Below are 22,109 nucleotides of genomic sequence, written 5' to 3' on the forward strand. Positions count from 1 at the left end.
TTATTTTCCTATGCGATCCAAGGCAAGCTTATACCCGTCAGTGCCATAATTCAAGCAGCGTTTTACGCGAGAAATCGTAGCTGTGCTAGCTCCTGTCTCCGACTCGATCTGGTTATAGGTGCTGCCATTACCCAGCATGCGTGCTACCTCTAGTCGCTGAGACATCGACTGAATTTCATTTACCGTACATAGATCCTCAAAAAATATGTAGCATTCCTCTACATTTTTTAACGTTAATATCGCTTCAAAGAGCTGGTCAATCGATTTATCATTCAACTTTTTTAATTGCAAAGGAATCTCTCCTTACAGTCTATTTCTATTATTGTAGCGTGATTTGGGGAATAGTTCAAACATTACCGTATTCACGCTTTAAAGATATACAGAACCTGACAAAATAGCCGATTGTCTAATTTTTTATCCGAATATAGGCGAATATCCAATCCATGCATATGCCTATGTCATATGCTATCGTAACGAAACTAAAAAAGGGTTGTGATTGAAGATGAGTTCCTCTCCACATAATCAAGCCTATGCTTATCGGAGAAATCCGTCACAGAGCATTCACCCTTCAACCTTTCATCCTCAACAAGCCGGACATGGACATGGGGGCACAGTCATTCCAGCACGCCCTCCTCAAGCACATTACACAACTAGCGCAAGTATATCTCCTTTTCAACCGGCGCAAAGTACAACTAGTACGGCTGTAGCTGTCGTGGAAAAGGACAAAGAAAAAGATAAAAAGTCCAGTTCAGGCGGCTTTAATCTTGCCAGCTTAACCAAATATGCAAATGTTGATGAACTGAAAGGCCTCGTGGATCGCTTTGGCGGTTTAGAAGGCATATTAAGTACCGTGACTACTGTGCAAAAGGTTGTCAGTACAGTAGGTCAGATTGCTCCAATGGTTAAAGTAGTAACGGGCGTTTTAGGCAAAAAAAACAATAACCCGGCTGCGGAAGCACCCGTTCCAGCAAGACGACGTGTGCGTTCGACAAGACCACGTCCAACCAGAACGAATCGTTCCGTTCCTGTACGGCGCAATGTTCCAGGGCCAGGTCGCCAAGGCCAAGGGCGTGCTCATTCACCACGCCGCTCCACACCTTTAACAAGACGCCAAGGCATCAGATGATATGAAATGAGAATAGGACCAACTAATCTCATCCTTATTGGAGCCGCACAATAAGCTGTACGTGCAAATCACGCATAAAGAAACCCGAACGATAACGAAATTGCCAAGGGACTAACCCCAAAAGCCGTTTCGTATAGTTCGGGTTTATTTGTTAGCTGAGTTGTTCCAGCCTGCCTCATCATGCTATAGGAATAAGGTTTTGTACAACCAGAAGCTGCCCATTGCGATCCCGGCTGAAATCGGAATCGTAATAAACCATGCAATGACGATGCGTCCTGCAACTCCCCACTTCACAGCAGCAAAGCGCTTCGCGCTGCCTACCCCAAGTATAGAGGACGTAATGACATGCGTCGTACTTACAGGCAAGTGCAGGAAGGTCGCAGTAATAATAACAAGTGCAGAACCCATATCGGCAGCAAAGCCGTTGATCGGTTCAATTTTAAATATTTTCGTGCCCATCGTTTTAATAATTTTCCAACCGCCAACTGCAGTACCGAGCGCCATCGCTAGCGCAGCTGAAAATTTAACCCATAACGGTACATCCATTGTTGTTTGTACTTCAGCAGCAACGAGGGCGAATACGATAATACCCATTGCTTTTTGCGCATCGTTCGTACCATGCGAGAAGGACTGGAACAGCGCTGTCACAACCTGCCCAGAGCGGAAGCCCTTATTAACCGCATGGGGACTTCTTTTGGCGAAGATGATCTTGAATATCGACATGATAATAAAACCTGCTACAAATGCAATAAGTGGCGAAATAAGCAGTGCTTTTAGTATATCTAAAAATCCTGAAGCATTGATTTTATCAAAGCCCTCTGCTGCAATAACGGAACCAGCCAGCGCACCAATAAGCGCATGAGAAGAGGAAGACGGAATACCGAACCACCAAGTGATCAGGTTCCATGCAATCGCCCCGATCAACGCACAGATGACGACCTCAACTCCGTGCTGGAGATCAGCGGGATTCGCAACCCCGCTCCCGATTGTTTTCGCTACTCCTGTAAATGTAATAGCGCCAAGAAAGTTCATTACAGCAGCAAGCATAATAGCTACTCGCGGCTTTAACGCTCGAGTCGATACGGACGTAGCAATCGCATTAGCCGTATCATGAAACCCATTTATAAAATCAAATGCTAACGCAAGAAAGACAACAGCGACAAGTACATATATCTCCATTTGCTCTGACCTCTACTCTCCCGCTTAGCTGTTACGCATAACGATGCTTTCAAGTGTATTGGCTACGTCCTCACAGCAGTCTGTCGTTTGCTCAAGACGCTCGTAGATTTCCTTGCGCTTAATAAGCTCAATTGGATCTGTTACCTCGGCAAACAGCTTCGTAATAGAGGATATAAGTAAATCATCGCCTTCATTTTCAAGACCATGAATCGCTATATTATGTTCACGAATCGGCAAAAGCTTCTTCTGAGTAAGTAGTTGAATCGCGCTTTTGATTTGATGAGCTGAACGAACAAGAATATCTGCAAAGCCCGTAATATGCTCGTCCTTTTCTTTTACGCCATACATTAAGAAACGCATGCTTGTTGCTTCAAGACCATCCATCACATCATCCAAAGAAGTCGTTAACGCCATAATATCGTCACGTTCAATAGGTGTAATGAACACCTTATTCAGCTCACTCAATATCGTATGCGTGTTCGCGTCACAGCTGCTTTCATACTCCTTCATCTTTTTAACAAACGATTCAATATCGGAGAGATCCGTTACACCTTTGGCGAAGTATTCCGCTGCTTCTACAATGGTATCTGCCATCTCTTCAAAGGTACTGAAGAAAATATCTTTTTTGTTCTTGTTAAACATGTCAAATGTCAATCCCCTTATCCTACAGAATGGTAGCTCACAACCTCAGATGCTTGTTCGCCATGAAATAGTGTAACCTTCATTTGTTAACGGAATGTAAAATTTAATGAAACATTAATAATTTTTTTCACAAATATGAAAAAATTCGACCATCTTCGCAAAACGAACGGCGAATCAGGTCGATTAATATCATTTCAATTATTCCCATACTGCATGCTCGGTAATAGCCTTTCCCTCTGGTAGTATATGGATAATACTTTTCCCTGGCAGCAGCTTGATCTCTGTTCCATCCTTCATAAAGCGAATCATCCCGTCCTGGGCAAGTATCCATGATCCTTCAACAGCAAGACCATTTTGGATTACGAGGGCGTCCCCACCTGATTCCAGATTCACACTTAACCTGCCTTCGCTATCAAGCACCTGATGAGCGGTCTGCATAAAAATAAGATTAGACGCAAACAGCTGCTTCTCGTTGTTTTTATCAATATGAGGCTCATCATTAATACTGCGAAGATAGACACGCTCACTCTCATCAAATTGATAGCCTACACGATAGTTTTTAAGCTGAAACTGTACTTCCAGCTGCTTAATGGAGCCTACTGGAATCTCTTCAGCTTCCATCTCGCTCATAAAACGATAGCCTTGAATCGCTGCTTCCTCCGCATATCCCTTTTTACTTGCTCCTTCACGAAGCTTGCCTAAGTTCGTATATAAATTATGTGGTGCTTTACGCTCTGAGCTTCGCCAGTAATAAGCGCCAGCATTTTTTATTTCATCTAAATACGGCTTGTTTTGCCGCTGCAGAATCGCGTACGCATCATTGCTCGCTCCTGCATGTGCAATAATCGCTCCATAGGTGTCCGCTAATCTAATAAAATAAGGACGGTTGCTGCGAACCGGACCAATATCAAAATCAGCCTCGCTTGCACTTTGGAAAATTGCTACAAGCCTTGTAATCCCACCCTCCGCAAGCACTTCCCAGATGACATCAGCCTCTGTTAATCCGCTTTGCGGTCGTGCAGGTGCCAAATTATTAATCAAAACCGCGACTGGACGGGCTTGATTAGGCTCCAACATCCCGTGCCCAGACAATAATGCATAATGCTCATATAAAGCAGGTGTTGGCTCTGGAGTTGATTCCACTACCACTGGCGGTGATTCAACCGGTGGCGTATTTTTGTTATTGTCTTGCCCACAGGCACTTATCACCAACAATGCAATCCATAATGTAATGAGTCCAAATTTTCGCTTCATTTTAGTTGTTATACCTCCTCAATTAGATGCCTTCGACTTTAATCACTCTTTTATTTAATCATAGATTGAAAAGCATGTCTTGATTTTTTCTCCAATTAACGACTAAAAATCCAATTGCTATCACATCCTAATGGTAACAATTAGTGAGGGAATGAAGCGATATGGATTTTCAACGTGGGAATATAAGCTTATGGCTTGCCATTTCTACGATCATCTTAAGTACGGGACTGGTTTCCCACGTCATGGCACTTCCTGTAATTTTGAACGTTGCTGGACGGGATTCATGGGTATCTGTACTGATTGCAGCTCCATTCTTTATTTTTTGGATTTACATCTATTTCCGAGTGATTCATAAGCTAGATGGCCGCTCATTTATCGATTTTCTTGACCAGCACTGGGGTAAAATCGCAACATGGTGCATGAAAATCGTATTTGCGTGCATCTTGTTTTTCAATGCACTCTATACTGTCATCGATACGATGATGTGGACTAACTCCACTTATCTGCAACAAACACCTATTGCAGCGATTTCCTTAGTTATGCTGCTGCTTTGTTTCGGCATGGCAATCTCTGGACTGCAATCCATCGCGGTTGTCTCGTCCATCCTATTGCCGCTTGTGACGTTTCTTGGCTATTTCGTATCGTTCTCCAACACAAAATACAAGGACATGTCATTGCTGTTTCCTATATTCGATCATGGCTATACCCCTGCTATTCATGGGAGCTTCTATGTGCTTTCTTCCTTAATGGATATATGGATCATGATTCTGTTCGCGCACCATATCAAAAAGAAGTTCACCAAGATACAGCTGTTGCTTCTGGCTCTCTTTTTCCTTATGATCGTGATTGGTCCGATTACCGGTGGCATTACAGAATTTGGTCCAACCGAAGCTATCAAGCAGCGTCATACGACCTTCGATCAATGGAAAATATTAAGTCTTGGCGAGCTGATGCAGCATGTCGATTTTTTATCTATCTATCAATGGCTTTCGGGTTCAATTATAAGAACTGCCATATCACTGTATTTAATGATTGAAGTATTTCAATTCAAGAAAAACAAACAACGGACCATATTGCTTTCCATTCTAAGCGTTATTCTATTCGGTCTGCTGTTTCTGAGATGGAGAGAAGATCTAATGCTCCATATGCTGCAAAATATTTATTTTCCACTGCTTGCATCCTTTGTTCTTGTATTAACGTTTGCAATTATTTTTACACAATGGATTGTGCAAAGAAAGGAGCTTGGACAACATGGATCGTGACAGCCAAATTGATATGAATGAACTAACCAGTGAACAATTTCAGTCTATCTATTCAGAATCAGCCGACATACTCATTTTCAAAAAATATTACAGCACAAGCTCCCCTACCAGTCGCTTTTATTCGAATAAACCAGTTGAAATGATACTGATTATGTCAGAGGTTTTGATTCAAAAAGAGGAGTTGAAAGAAACGATCCTGCCTATGCTTTCCCGGGCATTTGAACAAACCGGTTTCGCTTCTGTTCGACATCTTGAACAATCTCCCGTTATTAACTGGATTGCAGTCTCAACACTGGAGGAGCCTATAACCATTCGCAAAATGTCAAACCTGCTTTTTGAAGGTAACCTGTTATGCGTAATCCCCTCCATTCAGGTCATCATGGCAATTAACTCTGCACAAGTCCCCGTTCGTACGCCAGAGGAATCTTCCTCTGAGCTGTCTATACGGGGCCCAAAAGATGGTCTTGTTGAGGATTTAAGCACCAATATAGCACTTATTCGCAAGCGAATTCGTAACGAGCAGCTTGTAGTCGAAACCTTTATGATAGGTACGCTCACAGATACAAAGCTTGCACTCATCTATATGAAAAACATTGCGAATTCCAAACTGATTGATACGATTAAAGGACGTATTGCCAATATAAACACAGAGCAGGTCATTTCGGTAGGTCAATTAGAAGAATTGATAGGCGATCAGACTTACTGGTTCCCTACGGTCGATTACACATCACGACCTGATTTTGTTTCCAATAATCTTTTGAATGGGCGATTTGTGCTTATTTTGGATAACAATCCGCAAGCCATTATTGCGCCGGGCAACTTTTTTTCACTGTTAAGATCACCGGAGGATGTTTACTTTCCACTTTTTGCCTCCAACGTAGGACATTTATTTCGGTTAACGGCGCTGCTAATCTCAATCTTCATCCCTGCATTTTATATTGCGATTACAACCTTTCATCCAGATCAGCTGCCATTTACGATGCTGGCTACGATATCAATATCTCGTACAGGCATACCGATGGAAGCCTCGATCGAGATGTTTTTAATCATGACCTTTATGGAGCTGTTCCGCGAAGCTAGTGTTCGTATGCCTAGCAACATGGCACAAACGATCACAGTCGTAGGCGGTCTTATTATGGGGGAAGCGGCCATTCGAGCAGGGCTGGTTTCTCCAATTATTGTCGTTGTAGCTGCAATCTCGATTATTAGTGGCGCTACACTCGTCAATCAATCGCTGACAAGCAGCGTAGTCTTCTTGCGCTTATTAGCCTTTTTACTTGGTGCAATACTTGGCATTTACGGTGTCATCATTGCCTACGCGCTATTGCTGCTGTTTCTGTCGCGCCTTCACTCATTCGGCGTTCCATATCTTACGCCTTTATCGCCCTTTAGCCTGAAAAACCTGTTAATCTCCTTGTTCCAGGTTCCACTTGGCTATCGAGAAATTCGCCCTAGCTACCTGCATACGAAGAAAACAAAAAAGGATGAATAATGATGCGCCTGTTCACAATGATTAGAATTATAAGCATCTTCCTGTTTCTTCTGCTCCTAAGCGGCTGCTGGAGTTCAACAAACCTCGCAAATCAGCATTATGTAACGACACTAGGTCTTGATTATGATGGTGAAACCTACTATATCTATGCTCAAATCATTCGTTTCGAGAATGTTGCAAGGCTAGAGGGACAAGGCAGTAGCTCCAAGGAGAATACGTATGTCGGCAAAGGCTCAGGACCTTCAGTTAATATGGCAGCTGCTGACCTTTACTCCTCGGCACAGGTTAGAATTGATTGGGGACAAACTCGTGCAATTATCGTATCGCATCGAGCATTGCAAACACTCGATTCTGAAATTGTTGAGCGTGTTTATCGCTTCCCTGAGAATCGCTATAATACATGGCTATATGTTACGGAGGATTCAATAGAGGAAATCATGCTAACGAACTCGTTTTATGAGCGTACCTCACTCTTTTCTATCCTGCATATGCCAGCCAATACATTTAGACAGTATTCAACCATACCACCTATCAGGATGTTCAAGTATTTATCATATCTCAATGAGCCTGATCGCATCATTCAAGTTCCGTGCATCGGTTTCAATGAAAAAAGCTGGAAAAGCAATGAAAAGCAATTAAAACTGCTAGAGGTAACTGGAGGATATTTTGAAACAACAGCCGGAGTGAAAAGAACGTTTACAAAAGAGCAATTAAAGGGAATGCGATGGATGGATCCACGAATGTCCCGAACGATGCTCCTGCTTAAGGAAGAGCAGAAAATCTACGGCGTGTTAACCATTGAGATTAATAAGATAAAGAGAAAAGTAAAGCTTGTAAATGGCGAACCCAAATTTGTAATAAAGGCTACCTATAAAGGCAGTTTGAATGAGTATATAGAAGAAATTGAATACGACAACATGATCGCGTTGGCAGAGGGGCTAATCAAAGAGGAAATTATGCAAATGTATAAAGTTGGGGTAGAGGAGGAAATTGACTTATTTAACCTCATGCATTATTTTCGACTCAGATACCCAACTGCTTGGAAGAACTTAACCAAGAATGGTGAACAATTCATCCTTACTGAGCAATCCATCGAGCGCTTGGACATCGAGGTTGTCGTCCCGTATAACGGTAAGTATAAGCGCCAGATTTAATGCAGCTAACCTCAAGAAGCGTCATGTAGCATTAGTAATAGTAAAAGCCCGTATATCCAGTCATTCGGGCTTTTTAACAATTTTTTTGAATTACTTAGATTCATTCCTTAACTTATCTGGATTCATAATCATGTATATGTACTTAATGCGATGTGTTGCATCGAACTGAAAACTAATCGCCATAATGGTTTGACCTTGACGTGTTAGCCTAATCCCCGTTTCACCATTGAAAGATACTGCAGTCATGTCACCTATAAAGGCTCCTTTAGCCGTAACACCATATAGAAAAGCCATAACACGATTCACACCATAAATAGGTTTGTAAGCTGCCTTCGTCTTACCACCGCCGTCCGTAATAAGAATAACTTCATCAAGCAATCGATGAACCAGGCTTGTAAAATTTCCTGTGCGGGTAGCATGAATAAATAAATGAACCAAGGCTTCGTATTCTTCTTTTGATCCATCAACCTCATCAAGTCGCGCTTGATCTAACTTCTGCTTAGCCCGACTTAAAATTTTTCTGCAGTTGCTCTCCGTGTAAGACATCATCGAAGCAATTTCACTGTAACGATAACCTAAACTCTCTTTGAGGATATAGATCGCTCGTTCTGGTGGAGACAGCTTCTGTAGCATTACAAGCAACGCATATTGGATCTGCTCCTTTTTCTCGGTTGACGATTCTGGTTGCTCCTCCATATTTTCTAAAATCGGTTCTGGCAGCCAAGGACCTAGATATTGTTCTCTTTTCCAAGAGCTTGACTGTAATAAATTGATCGATCGGTTTATCGTTGTTTTCACTAGATATGATTTCACATTAGCTACCTGGTCCCAGTCATGATTAGATAGCTTTAAGAATAAGTCTTGTACAATATCCTCAGCATCAACAACTGTTCCGAGTACACGATATGCTATTCCTACAAGATAATCCTTATATTCGGTATAGAGATCCTCTAATCGTATTTCTGCCCCCTCCTCTGTGATACTCTTCAACTAAATTTTCACATATTTGGCCGATACAATCTACCTCACTTTCGTTTTTGATTGTCACAAAACATAAAGCTTAATTGTCTTATTTATGAATCAACCATTATTGGAGGAGATTGTTATGAATTTAAGAGTCAATCATTATGATGCAAATCCATCTGTTTATGAGACAATGATGGTACTTGAAGCTCATATTAAGAAGAGTGGTTTAGATCCATCCTTGTACGAACTTATCAAGTTACGAGCTTCTCAAATCAACGGCTGTTCATTTTGTATCAACATGCATGGTGAACATCTGTTGAAAAAAGGAGAACATTTCGAGCGTATTCTGCTTCTTACCGTATGGCGTGAAGTCTCCGTATTTTCAGATAAGGAAAAAGCGGTATTGCAGTTAACGGAATGTGTGACGAATATCTCTGAATGTGGGGTTCCAGATCATGTTTATCAAAATGTTCGTGCTCATTTTGATGAAAAACAATATGTCGATCTGATTATGGCAATCAATACGATAAATTCATGGAATCGAATTGGTATTGCTACTGGAATGTCACCAGGTTGTTTGTTATAACTGGGCCTAATCTAGGCTATTAACTCACTACGAAAAGAAGCCTTCTATCGTTAGAGGGCTTCTTTTGCATACTCTTTCCGTTCGTTTAGTTCATGCTTCTTTGCCATGTAGCAGCATCCCTGCCATTTACACCTAAATCGACCAGTTGAACCAGTCTTGTCTTTGCTCCTCCAGCTTGCTTAGCCAGTCAATTGTGGCCTTAATGGCAGCCTGTTGATGTGCATGGGCCGAATACGTATGATTCGCTTGAAAAATAATCTCTTTCTCGCATGTACCTTCTCCTCTAGTCCAAAACACCTTCTGGTACAGGAAGCTGTAATCCACAGGAATCGTATCATCACTTGTGCCATGCACAAGAAAAACATTACCTGAAAAGCGAGTCGCTTCTTGAAAGGGCTGATGCTCCATCAAAGAATCGAAGAAAGCAGGCTTTAGCGTATAGCCTAAATGATCAGTCTGACCTGTTTCATGTGCTTCATCATAGCCTTTGCGGCCAACGATACGCACAATATCATTAAATGGATAGCCTACAGCTGACCATAGAATCAAGCGCTTCACACGGCGATCCTTAACTGCCGTCATGATAGCTACCGCCCCGCCAAGACTATGTCCGAGCAGTGTAATTCGTGCCGGGTCGATGCAATCGAGATCGCTGGCATAATCAAGAATAGTACGTGTTTGCTCCACCATCGAATCAAAACCAAGCTCTCCATAATTTCCATTGCTTTCTCCGCAGCCTCCGTAATCAAAGCGCAGCACAAAATTACCTTCTGCCGCTAGTGCACGAGCAGTTTTGACAAACAAACGATCTACCCCGATTCGACTGCCTACGAAACCATGGCAAATCACAATAACAGGATGCTTACCATCTCCTGTACGTCCTTCATTAAAGCTTGGATAATGCAGCGTGGCTGTCAGCTCCAATTGTTCATGAGATATCGTTAGTTGTCTCTCCATCGTATTGCCTCCTGTTCATAAATCTATATTATTCCGACCTGTATACTATGAATTGTAATTAAAATCTTATCATGGTTACTTTTATGTGTCAATCCAGCCAAACAAAAAAGATTATATCGTGTGCTTAGCATACGATATAATCTTTGGTTATCGTTTAAGTATTTACAATTAGGGCGGAAATCATGACAGCTCATCGACTGTGACAAACTCGTATCCTTGGGCACGAAGCTCATCAATGATGATCGGCAGAAGCATTACGGTATTCACAACATGTTTGCTGCCAAAGCTGTGAAGCAATATATTGCCTCCATCCTTTGCATTGGATAAAATATTGTCACGCATTTCCTCTACGGAAGCACCATCCCAGTCACGCGGATCAATATTCCAAAGCATCACCGACTTGCCCATTTCCTCCAGTTGCACCTTAACCTCATCGTTAATAGCACCGTAAGGCGGACGTACAATCGTCGGCACATGACCAAGCGTTCCGAATATAAGGTCATCAGTAGCTGTAATCTCATCGCTTAGCTCTTCAGAACTCAATTTCGTAAAATTTGGATGATAATATGAATGATTGCCTATCAGATGACCTTCAGCCTCAATTCTTTGCAGCACTTCAGGATATTTCTTGATCTGAACACCTACGACAAAGAACGTGGCGTGCACTTCTTTCTCCTGCAAAATATCTAATATTTGAGGTGTAAATTTCAAATCTGGTCCATCATCAAATGTAATTGCAATTTTCATTGACTGCTGCACTCCTTCACTTGACTTTAGCGGTGCCTGCTCTTCATTCTCAGGCTCCCCATCGACTTGATCTAAAACGTCCTTAATAGGTTGTATTCCATCCATCTCTGAAAAATGCAATTGCTTCGAATCCCAATCTGCATTACCAGTAATAATAGAAGGAGGAGACAAGCCAATCGTCAATTGTTCATCGACTGAATCATCAGAGTCTGGCGATTCTAAGCTCTTTTCGCTCACAACCAAATGAGTAAAAAGTGTCGATGAAGCAGAAGCTTGATTATGCGGCTCAATAGTAGGATACAATGAGCATCCTGCCATCACAATTAGAATGAATACTAAGACCGCAACTTGAAATGACCTGAAATAGAAGTTTTTTAGTTTCATAAAACATTCACCCTCTATCAATCGTTCTTCAGATCATATTCATGCAGCTAGGTATAGAGCTCTGATATCCGCTATGCCACGTGCACTTGACCAGCTTCGTCAAACAACAACTCTATATAAGTCTAGTATATCATAAATTTATGAGAAAATCTTAATCTTTTAGAACTAGTTTGGTAGAATTTTGCCAAATGATGTAACTTTTTTTCCGGGAATGGTGTCCGTTCTATTTCCAGATTTTTAAGCAACGCTCCGTTAATGGTGCGCTTCCAATTGCGCTGTTGTCACCGGATTTCGGCGCTCCGTTAATGGTGCGGTGACAAAGTCAACCGCTGTCGCTTTTCCACCTACACCATTTACTCCGCTAAAGTTACAGTAGCATTTGAGTCTATTAATTCGGACCCGAAAAATGAATTGATTGTGGCCTGCTATGGAGAAGAAATCATAGGTGTATAACAACACTCTGTTATTACGCCTCAAGGAAGATGGAGAGCAACGATTGAAGGGGGACGTATTGCATCGTATGAGGAATTGAAATTTAGGTGGGATGAATATTGAATGTTAGAAAGGCCTAGACGCACGGACACATCCGATAACCGTCTAGGGCCTTCTTTAGCAATAGATTGATTCGAGCTACACTAAAGCTTTCATTGCAATGTCTGAACGATGCTGCATGCCTTCGAATTGGATCGACTGAATCGCCTTGTATGCATGCTCACGAGCAGCTACAATGTCTGCTCCACGGCCTACGATTCCTAATACGCGTCCACCACTTGTTACAATCTTGCCATCCTGCTCTGCAGTACCTGCATGGAAGACAAGCGCTCCTGCTGCTTCAGCCTCTGCAAGACCTGTAATGACCTTGCCCTTCGGATAGCTGCCCGGATACCCTTCAGATGCAAGCACAACGCATACCGCTGCTTGATCATCCCACTCGATGTCCAGATCAGCCAGCGTGCCGTTCATCGCTGCAAGCACGATGTCTAGCAGATCTGTTTTCAAGCGCGGAAGCACAACCTGTGTTTCAGGATCGCCCATACGTGCGTTGAATTCAATCGTTTTCGGACCATCCTTCGTAATCATAAGTCCCGCGAACAAGACGCCACGGAATGGACGACCTTCGCTGACCATTGCTTTTGCAGTCGGCTCAATAATGTTGACAATCGCATCCTGAACGATTGCTGGATCAATATGAGGCAGCGGCGTATAGGTTCCCATACCGCCAGTGTTCGGCCCTTTGTCACCATCGAAAATGGGTTTATGATCCTGAGCTGGCACCATCGGCTTAACCGTTTCACCGTCGACAAATGCCAGAATCGACATTTCCTGTCCAGCAAGGAATTCTTCTATAACAACCTGATTACCTGCCTCGCCAAACACCTTGTCCACCATTATAGATTGAAGTGCTGCCTCCGCTTCCTCCAGCGTCGCCGCAACGGTAACGCCTTTACCAGCTGCAAGTCCGTCCGCTTTAATAACAATCGGCGCTTCCTGCTCCTTCAAATAAGCAAGAGCAGCGTCATAGCTCGTGAACGTTTCATACTTCGCTGTCGGGATATTGTACTTCTTAAGCAGATTTTTCATGAAGATTTTGCTGCCTTCAATTTCTGCTGCAGCCTTATTCGGGCCAAATGCGGGAATGCCAGCAGCCTCAAATGCATCGACAATTCCTTGAGCCAGCGGATCATCTGGACCAACGAATACCAAATCAATGCTAGCTTCCTTCGCAAAAGCGACTAGCTCGTCGAATTGAAAAACACCGATAGGCACACATTCAGCAATTTGTGCAATACCGGCATTGCCTGGCGCGCAATACAGCTTGCTAATTTTGCTGCTTTTCTTCAATGCCCATGTAATCGCATGCTCGCGACCACCGCCACCAATAACAAGAATGTTCACAATAGTCCTCCTTTTTTATCTCTTATTAATCGTTCAAAACGATTGGCTTAATGTTGAAAGTTTAAAATTATCAGTTCAAAAGCTTGGCTTTCAGGACCGAGAAGATTGAACGCTAGTAGAAAATGAAGAGCGCAGCGTACGCTTTTGGTACGTGAGCACTGGAGTTTTCGCTAGCGTCCAATATTCGATGCCGAATAAGCCACAACGCAATACTTCGTCATCAAAGTCAAGCCTTTGAACTTTCCCCTAATTAGTGTTTGAAATGACGAACGCCTGTGAACACCATCGCAATCCCATGCGCATTTGCAGCAGCAATCGATTCTTCATCCTTAATCGATCCGCCAGGCTGAATAATAGCAGTAATACCAGCTTTCGCCGCAAGCTCTACTGTATCACCCATTGGGAAGAATGCATCCGAAGCAAGGACCGCACCTTTTGCTTGCTCACCAGCCTGCTCAATCGCAATACGAGCAGCGCCGACACGATTCATTTGACCAGCGCCTACGCCAATCGTCATATCATCCTTTGCAAGCAGAATCGCATTTGATTTCACATGCTTCACGACCTTCCAGCCAAACAACAGCTGCTTAAGCTCGTCTTCAGTTGGCTTGCGATCTGTTACAACTTGAAGATCATCTACAGCTAGATGATGAACGTCGCTTTCTTGAACTAGCATGCCGCCATCAACAGAAGTAACGACCCACTCTGACTTGCGATCTGCTGCTGTTGTAAACTCACCCAGCTTAAGCAAGCGAATGTTTTTCTTTTTCGTTAAAATTTCAAGCGCTTCAGGCGTAAAGTCTGGCGCAATAATAATTTCAAGGAAGATCGAGCCAAGCAGCTCCGCAGTATCTGCACCGATTGTACGGTTTGCCGCTACGATACCACCGAAGATCGACGTTGGATCAGCCTCATACGCTTTTTGATACGCTTGATGAATATCTGCACCAATACCTACGCCGCATGGGTTCATATGCTTAACCGCTACAACAGCAGGCTCTTCAAATTCTTTTAGAATCGCTAGCGCTGCGTTGGCATCGTTGATATTGTTATAGGAAAGCTCCTTGCCATGTAGCTGCTCAGCAGTTGTGATATTACCGCTTGCAGCAAGAGGCTTCTTATAGAACGCTGCTTGCTGATGCGGATTTTCGCCATAACGCAAATCCTGCACCTTCTCATACGTAACGGTATACGTTTCAGGCAGTGGATCGCCTTGTAGATTAGACAAATAGTTGGAAATTAGCGAATCGTACGATGCTGTATGACGGAATACTTTAGCAGCAAGACGCTTGCGTGTTTCTAGCGTTGTATCGCCTTCTGCTTTAATTTCCTCAAGAATACCAGCGTAATCTGAAGCATCAACGACAACGGTAACAAATGCGTGGTTTTTGGCTGCGGAACGAAGCATAGTAGGACCGCCGATATCAATGTTCTCGATTGCATCCTCATACGTAACGTCCGGCTTCGCAATTGTTTCCTTGAACGGATACAGATTTACAACGACAAGATCGATGTAGTCAAGGCCTAGCTCCTTCATCGCTTGTTGGTGCTCTTCAGAATCACGCACAGCCAGCAAGCCGCTGTGAACTGCTGGATGAAGCGTTTTAACACGACCATCCAAAATTTCCGGGAAGCCTGTTACATCTGAAATTCCGATAACCGGCACGCCTTCTTTTTGCAATAAATTAAACGTACCGCCAGTTGAGATAATTTCTACTCCTTGCTCTGCCAATGCTTTTGAAAATTCCACAATTCCTGTCTTGTCGGACACACTAATCAACGCTCTACGAATCGCCACTATTATACCCTCCCAAATCTATTTAACCGCAGCGCGGTCCTTACCAATTTCCGAGCTGAATCTATGATAGCTAAGCTTGCTTTTTAAGCCTGCGTTTATTCCTTTGTAAGACGACCTCAACCGACGACCATCTTAAGCAGCACATCTTAATCGATGACCACATGTCTACCTTCAATGCTCACTTTCCCTGCTGCAATCCATTCGATCACTTGTGGATACAGCTCCTGCTCAACAGCATGGATACGTGCAGCGACCGATTCCTCTGTATCTCCAGGCAAAATGTCTACTGCTCGCTGTGCAATAATTGGACCGCTGTCGAGCCCGCCGTCTACAAAATGAACTGTCACTCCTGTTACCTTGACACCATATTGCAGCGCTTGTCCTATCGCATTCACACCGGGGAAGCTTGGCAGCATGGATGGATGAATATTGATCATTTTTCCTTCATACGGTTCAACTAGAACAGACGTAATGATGCGCATATAGCCTGCGAGCACCACAAGATCAACCTGCTTGTCTCTCAGCTTCTGCAAAATTTCCTGCTCATACGCCTCACGAGAAGCATAATCCTTGGGCTTGAATACAAATGCTTCAACACCAGCTCGTTCTGCACGAGCAACGACTGGCGCTTGGGGCTTATCACAAACAAGAAGCTCGATGGAGACATCGAGCTTCCCTGCTTGCACCGCATCCGCTATAGCTTGAAAATTCGAGCCGTTGCCGGACGCAAATACAGCGATGCGTAATGACATTACACTTCTGCTCCCGTGAACGTAACGATGCGATCGCCTTCCGTCACCGTTCCGATTCGATATGCTTTTTCGCCCAGCTCATTTGCAATACGGAGTGCTTCCTCCGCCTGCTCAGCAGGAACAACCACAACAAGCCCAATGCCCATATTAAATGTTGTGAACATATCACGGTTTGTAATGCTTCCTTTTTGCTGCATAAGCTCAAAGATCGGAAGAATCGGCCAAGAACCGTATTCAATATCAACGTTAACGCCTTCTGGAAGCACGCGTGGAATATTTTCAATGAAGCCGCCGCCTGTAATGTGAGCCATCCCCTTCACATTTACTTGCTCGATCAGCTTCAATGCAGATTTCACATAAATTTTAGTTGGCTCAAGCAAGACATCGCCAAGCTTAGCGCCGCCAAGCTCTTCAAGCTCATCCTGCAAGGAGTAGCCAGCCTCTTCTAGCAGCAAACGACGAACAAGCGAGAAGCCGTTGCTGTGGATGCCGCTGGATGCGAAGCCAAGAACAGCATCGCCAGGAGCAATTGATTGACCATCGATCATTTTCTTGCGATCAACAATGCCTACCGTAAAGCCAGCAATGTCGTACTCCTCCTCGGAATACATGCCAGGCATTTCAGCTGTTTCGCCGCCGATAAGCGCGCAGCCAGACTGCACGCAGCCTTCAGAGATACCAGCAACAATCGCTTCAATCTTCTCAGGCACAACCTTGCCGCAAGCCAGGTAATCAAGGAAGAACAACGGCTCCGCACCTTGAACAATAATATCATTGACGCACATTGCTACTGCGTCGATCCCGATTGTGTCATGCTTATCCATTGCAAAAGCAAGCTTAAGCTTTGTGCCAACACCATCAGTGCCGGATACCAATACAGGCTCCTCGTACTTCTCCTTATTCAAGCTGAACAAGCCACCGAAGCCACCAAGATCCGCCATAACCTCAGGACGGAAAGTACGCTTAACGTGCTTCTTCATCCGTTCTACAGCTTCATTGCCGGCTGCAATATCAACGCCCGCCTTTTTGTACGCCTCTGACATTTTGTCATCTCCTAAAAATTATTCATAAGCAGAGCTTCGAGCTCATTCTTCGAATGAATCATTCACTTCGTAAGCATCTGCTTTTCGTTCTTCCGTGTTACTCTTCTATGATACGAAAAGTACTTCGGAAGCTTCTTCTTAATTATTCATGAGCAGAGCTTGAAAGCATCTGCTTTTTCTTTTATACTTCAGCGATGGCTTTTCGTAACACGAAAAGCGATTCAAAATTCTGTTCGCCGTCGAGTCTACTACAACGCTTAACATCGTCATCAAACCTGAGCTTATAGAGCTACCTCTTTCAATGAAGGCTCTATAAGCTCAGGCTTCAGGACCAAGAAGCTTGGACGCTAGTAGAAAAAGAGTAGCGCAGCGTACGCTTTTAGTACGTGAGCAACGGAGTTTTCGCTAGCGTTCAAGATTCGCCGTCGACTAAGCTGCAACGCAAGTCATCGTCATCAAGCCTGTGCTTATAGAGTTACCTCTCCTAGCAGGAGCAGCTTTTGTCTGATTCCTCGTCTACCACAGTCGGATAATCATTGTCAAAGCAGCCCATACATAGACCATGCTTATACTCGCCCTCGTGACCGCCAACAGACTCCATGAAGCCTGCATCCGTTAGAAACGCCAAGGAATCCGCATTAATTTGCTGACGAATTTCTTCAACCGTTCTGCTGGAAGCGATCAGCTCCTTGCGATCTGGTGTATCAATCCCGTAGTAGCAAGGATTTTTGAATGGCGGTGAGGTGATCCGTACATGCACCTCAGTAGCACCAGCTTCACGAAGCAGATTGACAATACGCAGTGAAGTTGTACCGCGAACAATCGAATCATCGATCATCACGACACGCTTTCCTTCCACTACCTTGCGAACAGCGGACAGCTTCATTTTAACGCCGCGTTCACGTAGCTCTTGGGAAGGCTGGATAAATGTACGACCTGTATATTTATTTTTAATAAGTCCAAGCTCGTAAGGAATGCCCGTTTGCTCAGCATAGCCGATCGCCGCCGAAATACTTGAATCCGGTACGCCTGTCACGACATCCGCATCAACAAAGGATTCCTGAGCCAAACGCTTGCCCATACGCTTGCGGGCAGCATGTATATTAATTTCGTTAATATCGCTGTCTGGTCGAGCAAAGTAAATGTACTCCATTGCGCACGTTGCGCGACGAGATTCACCTGCATCATAGCGATCATAATGAATGCCATTTTCATCTACAATAATCATTTCGCCAGGCTGTACATCGCGAATATATTCGCCGCCAACCGTTTCAAATGCGCATGTCTCAGAAGAAAACAAGTAGCCGTCTCCAATCGAAGCCATCGATAACGGTCGCAAGCCATGAGGATCAGAAGCTACAATCAGCTTGTCGTTGGTCATCAGCAGAAAAGCAAAGCCTCCAACCAATCGACGAAGCGCGTCGCGTGATGCCTCCACAAAATCCTTCTTGGAACGTGCAATCAAATGCGCGATAACCTCCGTATCGCTGGAGGTTTGGAAGATCGAGCCGCTGTTTTCCAGCTCCTTGCGAATTTCCGGCGCATTGACAATGTTGCCGTTCGTTGCAATCGCCAAATCACCATCACGATACTTAAATACAAGCGGCTGTGCATTCGACAGCTTGCTCTCACCTGCTGTTGAATAACGAACGTGACCAATCGCACGTTCACCCTTCAAGCGTTCAATGATCGGCTGATCGAATACTTCCTTTACTAGCCCCATCTCACGATGGTAGTTGAATTTATTACCGTCATTCGTATCAACGGTACAAATTCCTGCGCTTTCCTCTCCTCGATGCTGTAGGGCGTGCAGACCAAAAAAGGTTACTGCGGCAGCATCCTGGTGTCCGAAGACACCAAATACGCCGCATTCCTCTCTTAGCTTATCGAAAATATCATCTCGTCCAATACCTTCGTTATAATGATCTCCCGTCCAAAGCTTCAAGTCTTTTACTTCATAAGACATGGGATCGCTTCCTTCCACACTCGCTCAAGATTAGCTACTGGTGCGTGAATTGCTGCTTTATCATTTACGTTAATTACAAGCTCCGTACCGCCTACTGTACCAAGCACAGTAGCTTTTACACCATTGTTAGTCATTTGAGCAACAAGCTCATCTGCTTTCTCTGGCGTTGCGGAAAGGAGAATACGAGACTGCGATTCACTAAACAAATAGTGATCCGCGCGAAGCTCAGTAGCTGCTGCCACTTTTGCTCCGATTCCGCCGCTAATGCAAGACTCAGCCAGCGCTGCCGCCAAGCCGCCTTCAGACAAGTCGTGAGCTGAAGCGACAAGACCGCTTTGGATCGCTGAAAGCACGGATTGCTGAAGCGTTTTTTCAACTTCAAGATCAAGGACTGGAGGACGACCTGAAGGCGAACCGTTCTTCACATATTGCAGCTCAGAACCGCCAAATTCAGCCTTTGTCTCGCCAAGAAGGATAATAACATCTCCTTCTTTCTTGAAGCTTTGCGTTGTAATATCATCAACATCGTGCACAAGACCTACCATGCCGATTACTGGCGTTGGGTAGATAGCGCCTTTCGCATTTTCATTGTACAAGCTTACGTTACCGCCGATTACTGGAGTCGCAAGTGCCTCACAAGCCTCGCTGATTCCGTCTGCGGATTTTTCGATTTGCCAGAATACTTCCGGCTTTTCTGGAGAACCGAAGTTCAAGTTATCAGTAATCGCAAGCGGCTCAGCACCGGAGCACACGATATTGCGTGCTGCTTCAGACACTGCAATGCGTCCGCCAACCTGTGGATCAAGATACACATAGCGGCTGTTGCAGTCAGTTGTCATCGCAAGCGCCTTGCGCGTACCGTCAACAAGCACGACAGCTGCATCAGAGCCAGGCTGTACCGCAGTTGCCGTACGTACCATATAGTCATACTGATTGTAGACCCATTCCTTGCTCGCTACAGTAGGAGAAGAAAGAATTTGCTCCAGTGTACCGTTTAGATCGGTGATCTCTGCAAAATCAGCTGTGTCCACATCAGAGAATTGCTGATAGTATGCTGGCTCAGCAGACGGTTGATTGTATACAGGACACTCATCAACAAGCGCCTTAACCGGCATATCTGCAACTTCCTCGCCTTGATGGAACAGACGCAGGCGACCATCATCCGTTACTTTACCAACCTTCACGCAAATAACGCCCCAACGATCGAAGATTTCCTTCGCTTGTGCTTCATGCTGCGGCTCAACGACGAACAGCATGCGCTCTTGCGACTCAGAAAGCATCATTTCATATGGCGTCATGCCCGTTTCACGCTGAGGAACCTCATCCAGATACAGCTCCAAGCCGTTACCCGCTTTAGACGCCATCTCTGCAGAAGAACAAGTCAAACCAGCAGCACCCATGTCCTGGATACCAAGCACAATACCGGAGTTGATTAGCTCAAGCGTTGCTTCCATAACCAGCTTCTCCATAAATGGATCGCCGACCTGAACCGCAGTTTTCTTCTCTTCTGATTCTTCAGAAAGCTCTACAGAAGCGAATGTAGCACCGTGAATACCGTCGCGGCCAGTTGCAGGACCTACGTAAAATACCGGGTTGCCTACCCCTTTTGCTACACCGCGTTGAATTTTATCGTGGTCGATCAAACCGACACACATTGCATTAACAAGCGGATTGCCTTCATAGCTTTCGTCAAAGTTAACTTCGCCTGCTACAGTCGGAATCCCGATACAGTTGCCGTAGCCTGCAATCCCGCTTACGACATTTTCAAACAAGTATTTTACGCGCTCATTTTCCAAACGACCGAAACGAAGGCTGTTCAGCAAGGCAACAGGACGTGCGCCCATTGAGAAAATGTCGCGAATAATGCCGCCAACACCTGTTGCAGCACCTTGATACGGCTCAACAGCGGATGGGTGGTTATGCGATTCAATTTTGAATACAACCGCTTGATTGTCACCGATATCTACGATACCAGCGCCTTCACCAGGACCCATCAATACTTTAGGGCCAGTTGTCGGGAATTTCTTCAAGATCGGCTTAGAGTTTTTGTACGCACAGTGCTCTGACCACATAACACTGAAAACACCAATCTCAGTGTAGTTAGGCTTGCGCCCACCAAGGAAGCCGCAGATTAGCTCATACTCGTAATCCGATACGCCGAATTGCTGATAGATTTTTTGCTCCGCAATTTGTTCTGCGGTTGGCTCCTTAGCCGTTAATTGCTGTGCCATGTTGTTCCCTCCATGCATTCAAAATCGAAGTAAACATGCGTTTACCGTCCGCTGAACCAAGAATGTCGCTTACAGCGCGCTCTGGGTGAGGCATCATGCCCACTACATTGCCCGCTTTATTGCTCACTCCTGCAATATTATCGATTGAACCGTTCGGGTTTGTGTCACCCGCGTAACGGAATATGATTTGGTTGTTTGCATTCAGCTCCGCAAGCGTCGCGTCATCGCAGAAATAGTTTCCTTCACCGTGCGCAATCGGAATGTTGATGATTTCGCCTTGCTCATAATCACGCGTGAATGGATTGTTGTTGTTTACAACCTCAAGCGGAGATTGATGACAACGGAATTTTAAGCCTGTGTTGCGAATCAAAGCACCCGGCAGCAAATTAGCTTCCGTAAGAATTTGGAATCCGTTGCAGATCCCAAGAATATATTTGCCAGCTTCAGCCGCTTTTTTTACCTCGTTCATCACGTTGGCAAAGCGAGCAATTGCGCCGCAGCGAAGATAGTCTCCGTAGGAGAAGCCACCTGGCACTAGAATACAGTCATAGGCAGAAAGATCGGTAGCCGTATGCCATACATAATCCACTTCTTGACCAATTGTTTGTTCTACAGCTTTAAAGCAATCGATATCACAGTTCGAGCCTGGAAATACAAGTACTGCAAACTTCATC

At 44.5% G+C, this 22,109-nt stretch carries 19 protein-coding genes; 5 read left to right on the forward strand and 14 right to left on the reverse strand.

Annotation, left to right across the window (positions count from 1 at the left end):
* Positions 1–291: a YerC/YecD family TrpR-related protein gene (locus tag ACFP56_RS08700; RefSeq protein ID WP_379233411.1), complete on the reverse strand. Its 291-nt coding sequence runs from the start codon at positions 289–291 to the stop codon at positions 1–3.
* A 211-nt stretch (positions 292–502) separates the two neighbouring features.
* On the opposite strand from ACFP56_RS08700, the gene ACFP56_RS08705 reads away from it, so the two are divergent.
* Complete coding sequence (locus tag ACFP56_RS08705) at positions 503–1,126, forward strand: hypothetical protein (protein ID WP_379233413.1); 624 nt, start codon at positions 503–505, stop codon at positions 1,124–1,126.
* Positions 1,127–1,309: 183 nt separating this feature from the next.
* Here the strand turns inward: ACFP56_RS08705 and ACFP56_RS08710 are convergent, their stop codons facing one another.
* The 3 genes from ACFP56_RS08710 to ACFP56_RS08720 form a co-directional block, all read right to left on the reverse strand.
* Positions 1,310–2,305, reverse strand: a complete 996-nt coding sequence (locus ACFP56_RS08710; protein WP_379233415.1) for an inorganic phosphate transporter — start codon at positions 2,303–2,305, stop codon at positions 1,310–1,312.
* Positions 2,306–2,329: 24 nt separating this feature from the next.
* Positions 2,330–2,947: a DUF47 domain-containing protein gene (locus ACFP56_RS08715; RefSeq protein ID WP_379233417.1), complete on the reverse strand. Its 618-nt coding sequence runs from the start codon at positions 2,945–2,947 to the stop codon at positions 2,330–2,332.
* Between the two features lie 198 nt (positions 2,948–3,145).
* The gene (locus ACFP56_RS08720) at positions 3,146–4,201 is read right to left on the reverse strand and encodes a DUF3048 domain-containing protein (protein ID WP_379233419.1); all 1,056 of its coding nucleotides are present in this window, start codon (positions 4,199–4,201) and stop codon (positions 3,146–3,148) included.
* A gap of 161 nt (positions 4,202–4,362) precedes the next feature.
* Between ACFP56_RS08720 and ACFP56_RS08725 the strand changes: the two genes are divergently transcribed.
* From ACFP56_RS08725 to ACFP56_RS08735, 3 genes are read left to right on the forward strand one after another with little or no spacing between them, the layout of a single operon-like run.
* Positions 4,363–5,463, forward strand: a complete 1,101-nt coding sequence (locus ACFP56_RS08725) for an endospore germination permease (protein WP_379233421.1) — start codon at positions 4,363–4,365, stop codon at positions 5,461–5,463.
* Complete coding sequence (locus ACFP56_RS08730; RefSeq protein ID WP_379233424.1) at positions 5,453–6,955, forward strand: spore germination protein; 1,503 nt, start codon at positions 5,453–5,455, stop codon at positions 6,953–6,955. The genes ACFP56_RS08725 and ACFP56_RS08730 overlap by 11 nt, the downstream gene beginning before the upstream one ends.
* Positions 6,956–6,957: 2 nt before the next feature.
* Positions 6,958–8,109, forward strand: coding sequence for a Ger(x)C family spore germination protein (locus ACFP56_RS08735; protein ID WP_379233426.1), 1,152 nt, complete (start codon positions 6,958–6,960; stop codon positions 8,107–8,109).
* A 90-nt stretch (positions 8,110–8,199) separates the two neighbouring features.
* Here ACFP56_RS08735 and ACFP56_RS08740 read toward each other — a convergent pair whose 3' ends face one another.
* Positions 8,200–9,099: a sigma-70 family RNA polymerase sigma factor gene (locus ACFP56_RS08740; protein WP_379233428.1), complete on the reverse strand. Its 900-nt coding sequence runs from the start codon at positions 9,097–9,099 to the stop codon at positions 8,200–8,202.
* A gap of 115 nt (positions 9,100–9,214) precedes the next feature.
* On the opposite strand from ACFP56_RS08740, the gene ACFP56_RS08745 reads away from it, so the two are divergent.
* Entirely contained in the window at positions 9,215–9,661 is a 447-nt protein-coding gene (locus tag ACFP56_RS08745; RefSeq protein WP_379233430.1) for a carboxymuconolactone decarboxylase family protein, read from the forward strand.
* A 132-nt stretch (positions 9,662–9,793) separates the two neighbouring features.
* Here ACFP56_RS08745 and ACFP56_RS08750 read toward each other — a convergent pair whose 3' ends face one another.
* From ACFP56_RS08750 to purQ, 9 genes are all read right to left on the reverse strand, one after another.
* Positions 9,794–10,618: an alpha/beta hydrolase family protein gene (locus tag ACFP56_RS08750; RefSeq protein WP_379233432.1), complete on the reverse strand. Its 825-nt coding sequence runs from the start codon at positions 10,616–10,618 to the stop codon at positions 9,794–9,796.
* 180 nt (positions 10,619–10,798) lie between these two features.
* A complete protein-coding gene (locus tag ACFP56_RS08755) occupies positions 10,799–11,668 on the reverse strand; it encodes a polysaccharide deacetylase family protein (protein ID WP_379233434.1) in 870 nt (289 codons plus the stop codon).
* A gap of 711 nt (positions 11,669–12,379) precedes the next feature.
* Positions 12,380–13,645 carry a phosphoribosylamine--glycine ligase gene (gene purD / locus ACFP56_RS08760; protein ID WP_379233436.1) on the reverse strand — a complete coding sequence of 422 codons (1,266 nt, stop codon included), beginning with the start codon at positions 13,643–13,645 and terminating at the stop codon, positions 12,380–12,382.
* 250 nt (positions 13,646–13,895) lie between these two features.
* Positions 13,896–15,443, reverse strand: a complete 1,548-nt coding sequence (purH, locus tag ACFP56_RS08765; protein WP_379233438.1) for a bifunctional phosphoribosylaminoimidazolecarboxamide formyltransferase/IMP cyclohydrolase — start codon at positions 15,441–15,443, stop codon at positions 13,896–13,898.
* 146 nt (positions 15,444–15,589) lie between these two features.
* Positions 15,590–16,195: a phosphoribosylglycinamide formyltransferase gene (gene purN / locus ACFP56_RS08770; RefSeq protein ID WP_379233440.1), complete on the reverse strand. Its 606-nt coding sequence runs from the start codon at positions 16,193–16,195 to the stop codon at positions 15,590–15,592.
* Entirely contained in the window at positions 16,195–17,238 is a 1,044-nt protein-coding gene (gene purM / locus ACFP56_RS08775) for a phosphoribosylformylglycinamidine cyclo-ligase (protein ID WP_379233442.1), read from the reverse strand. Before purM ends, purN begins: the two co-directional genes overlap by 1 nt.
* A gap of 484 nt (positions 17,239–17,722) precedes the next feature.
* On the reverse strand, positions 17,723–19,204 hold the full coding sequence (gene purF / locus ACFP56_RS08780; protein WP_379233444.1) for an amidophosphoribosyltransferase: 1,482 nt from the start codon (positions 19,202–19,204) through the stop codon (positions 17,723–17,725).
* Complete coding sequence (gene purL, locus ACFP56_RS08785) at positions 19,189–21,435, reverse strand: phosphoribosylformylglycinamidine synthase subunit PurL (protein ID WP_379233446.1); 2,247 nt, start codon at positions 21,433–21,435, stop codon at positions 19,189–19,191. Before purL ends, purF begins: the two co-directional genes overlap by 16 nt.
* On the reverse strand, positions 21,413–22,108 hold the full coding sequence (gene purQ, locus ACFP56_RS08790) for a phosphoribosylformylglycinamidine synthase subunit PurQ (protein WP_379233448.1): 696 nt from the start codon (positions 22,106–22,108) through the stop codon (positions 21,413–21,415). Before purQ ends, purL begins: the two co-directional genes overlap by 23 nt.
* Position 22,109: the final 1 nt, after the last annotated feature.

The organism is Paenibacillus septentrionalis (genome assembly GCF_042659865.1).
Classification (GTDB): Bacteria; Bacillota; Bacilli; order Paenibacillales; family Paenibacillaceae; genus Pristimantibacillus; species Pristimantibacillus septentrionalis.

Coding starts and splice junctions, on each gene's coding strand:
- ACFP56_RS08705 (WP_379233413.1), top strand. CDS start 503: ATGAGTTCCTCTCCACATAATCAAGCCTATGCTTATCGGAGAAATCCG.
- ACFP56_RS08710 (WP_379233415.1), bottom strand. CDS start 2,305: ATGGAGATATATGTACTTGTCGCTGTTGTCTTTCTTGCGTTAGCATTT.
- ACFP56_RS08715 (WP_379233417.1), bottom strand. CDS start 2,947: ATGTTTAACAAGAACAAAAAAGATATTTTCTTCAGTACCTTTGAAGAG.
- ACFP56_RS08720 (WP_379233419.1), bottom strand. CDS start 4,201: ATGAAGCGAAAATTTGGACTCATTACATTATGGATTGCATTGTTGGTG.
- ACFP56_RS08725 (WP_379233421.1), top strand. CDS start 4,363: ATGGATTTTCAACGTGGGAATATAAGCTTATGGCTTGCCATTTCTACG.
- ACFP56_RS08730 (WP_379233424.1), top strand. CDS start 5,453: ATGGATCGTGACAGCCAAATTGATATGAATGAACTAACCAGTGAACAA.
- ACFP56_RS08735 (WP_379233426.1), top strand. CDS start 6,958: ATGCGCCTGTTCACAATGATTAGAATTATAAGCATCTTCCTGTTTCTT.
- ACFP56_RS08745 (WP_379233430.1), top strand. CDS start 9,215: ATGAATTTAAGAGTCAATCATTATGATGCAAATCCATCTGTTTATGAG.
- ACFP56_RS08750 (WP_379233432.1), bottom strand. CDS start 10,618: ATGGAGAGACAACTAACGATATCTCATGAACAATTGGAGCTGACAGCC.
- purN (WP_379233440.1), bottom strand. CDS start 16,195: ATGTCATTACGCATCGCTGTATTTGCGTCCGGCAACGGCTCGAATTTT.
- purM (WP_379233442.1), bottom strand. CDS start 17,238: ATGTCAGAGGCGTACAAAAAGGCGGGCGTTGATATTGCAGCCGGCAAT.
- purF (WP_379233444.1), bottom strand. CDS start 19,204: ATGTCTTATGAAGTAAAAGACTTGAAGCTTTGGACGGGAGATCATTAT.
- purL (WP_379233446.1), bottom strand. CDS start 21,435: ATGGCACAGCAATTAACGGCTAAGGAGCCAACCGCAGAACAAATTGCG.
- purQ (WP_379233448.1), bottom strand. CDS start 22,108: ATGAAGTTTGCAGTACTTGTATTTCCAGGCTCGAACTGTGATATCGAT.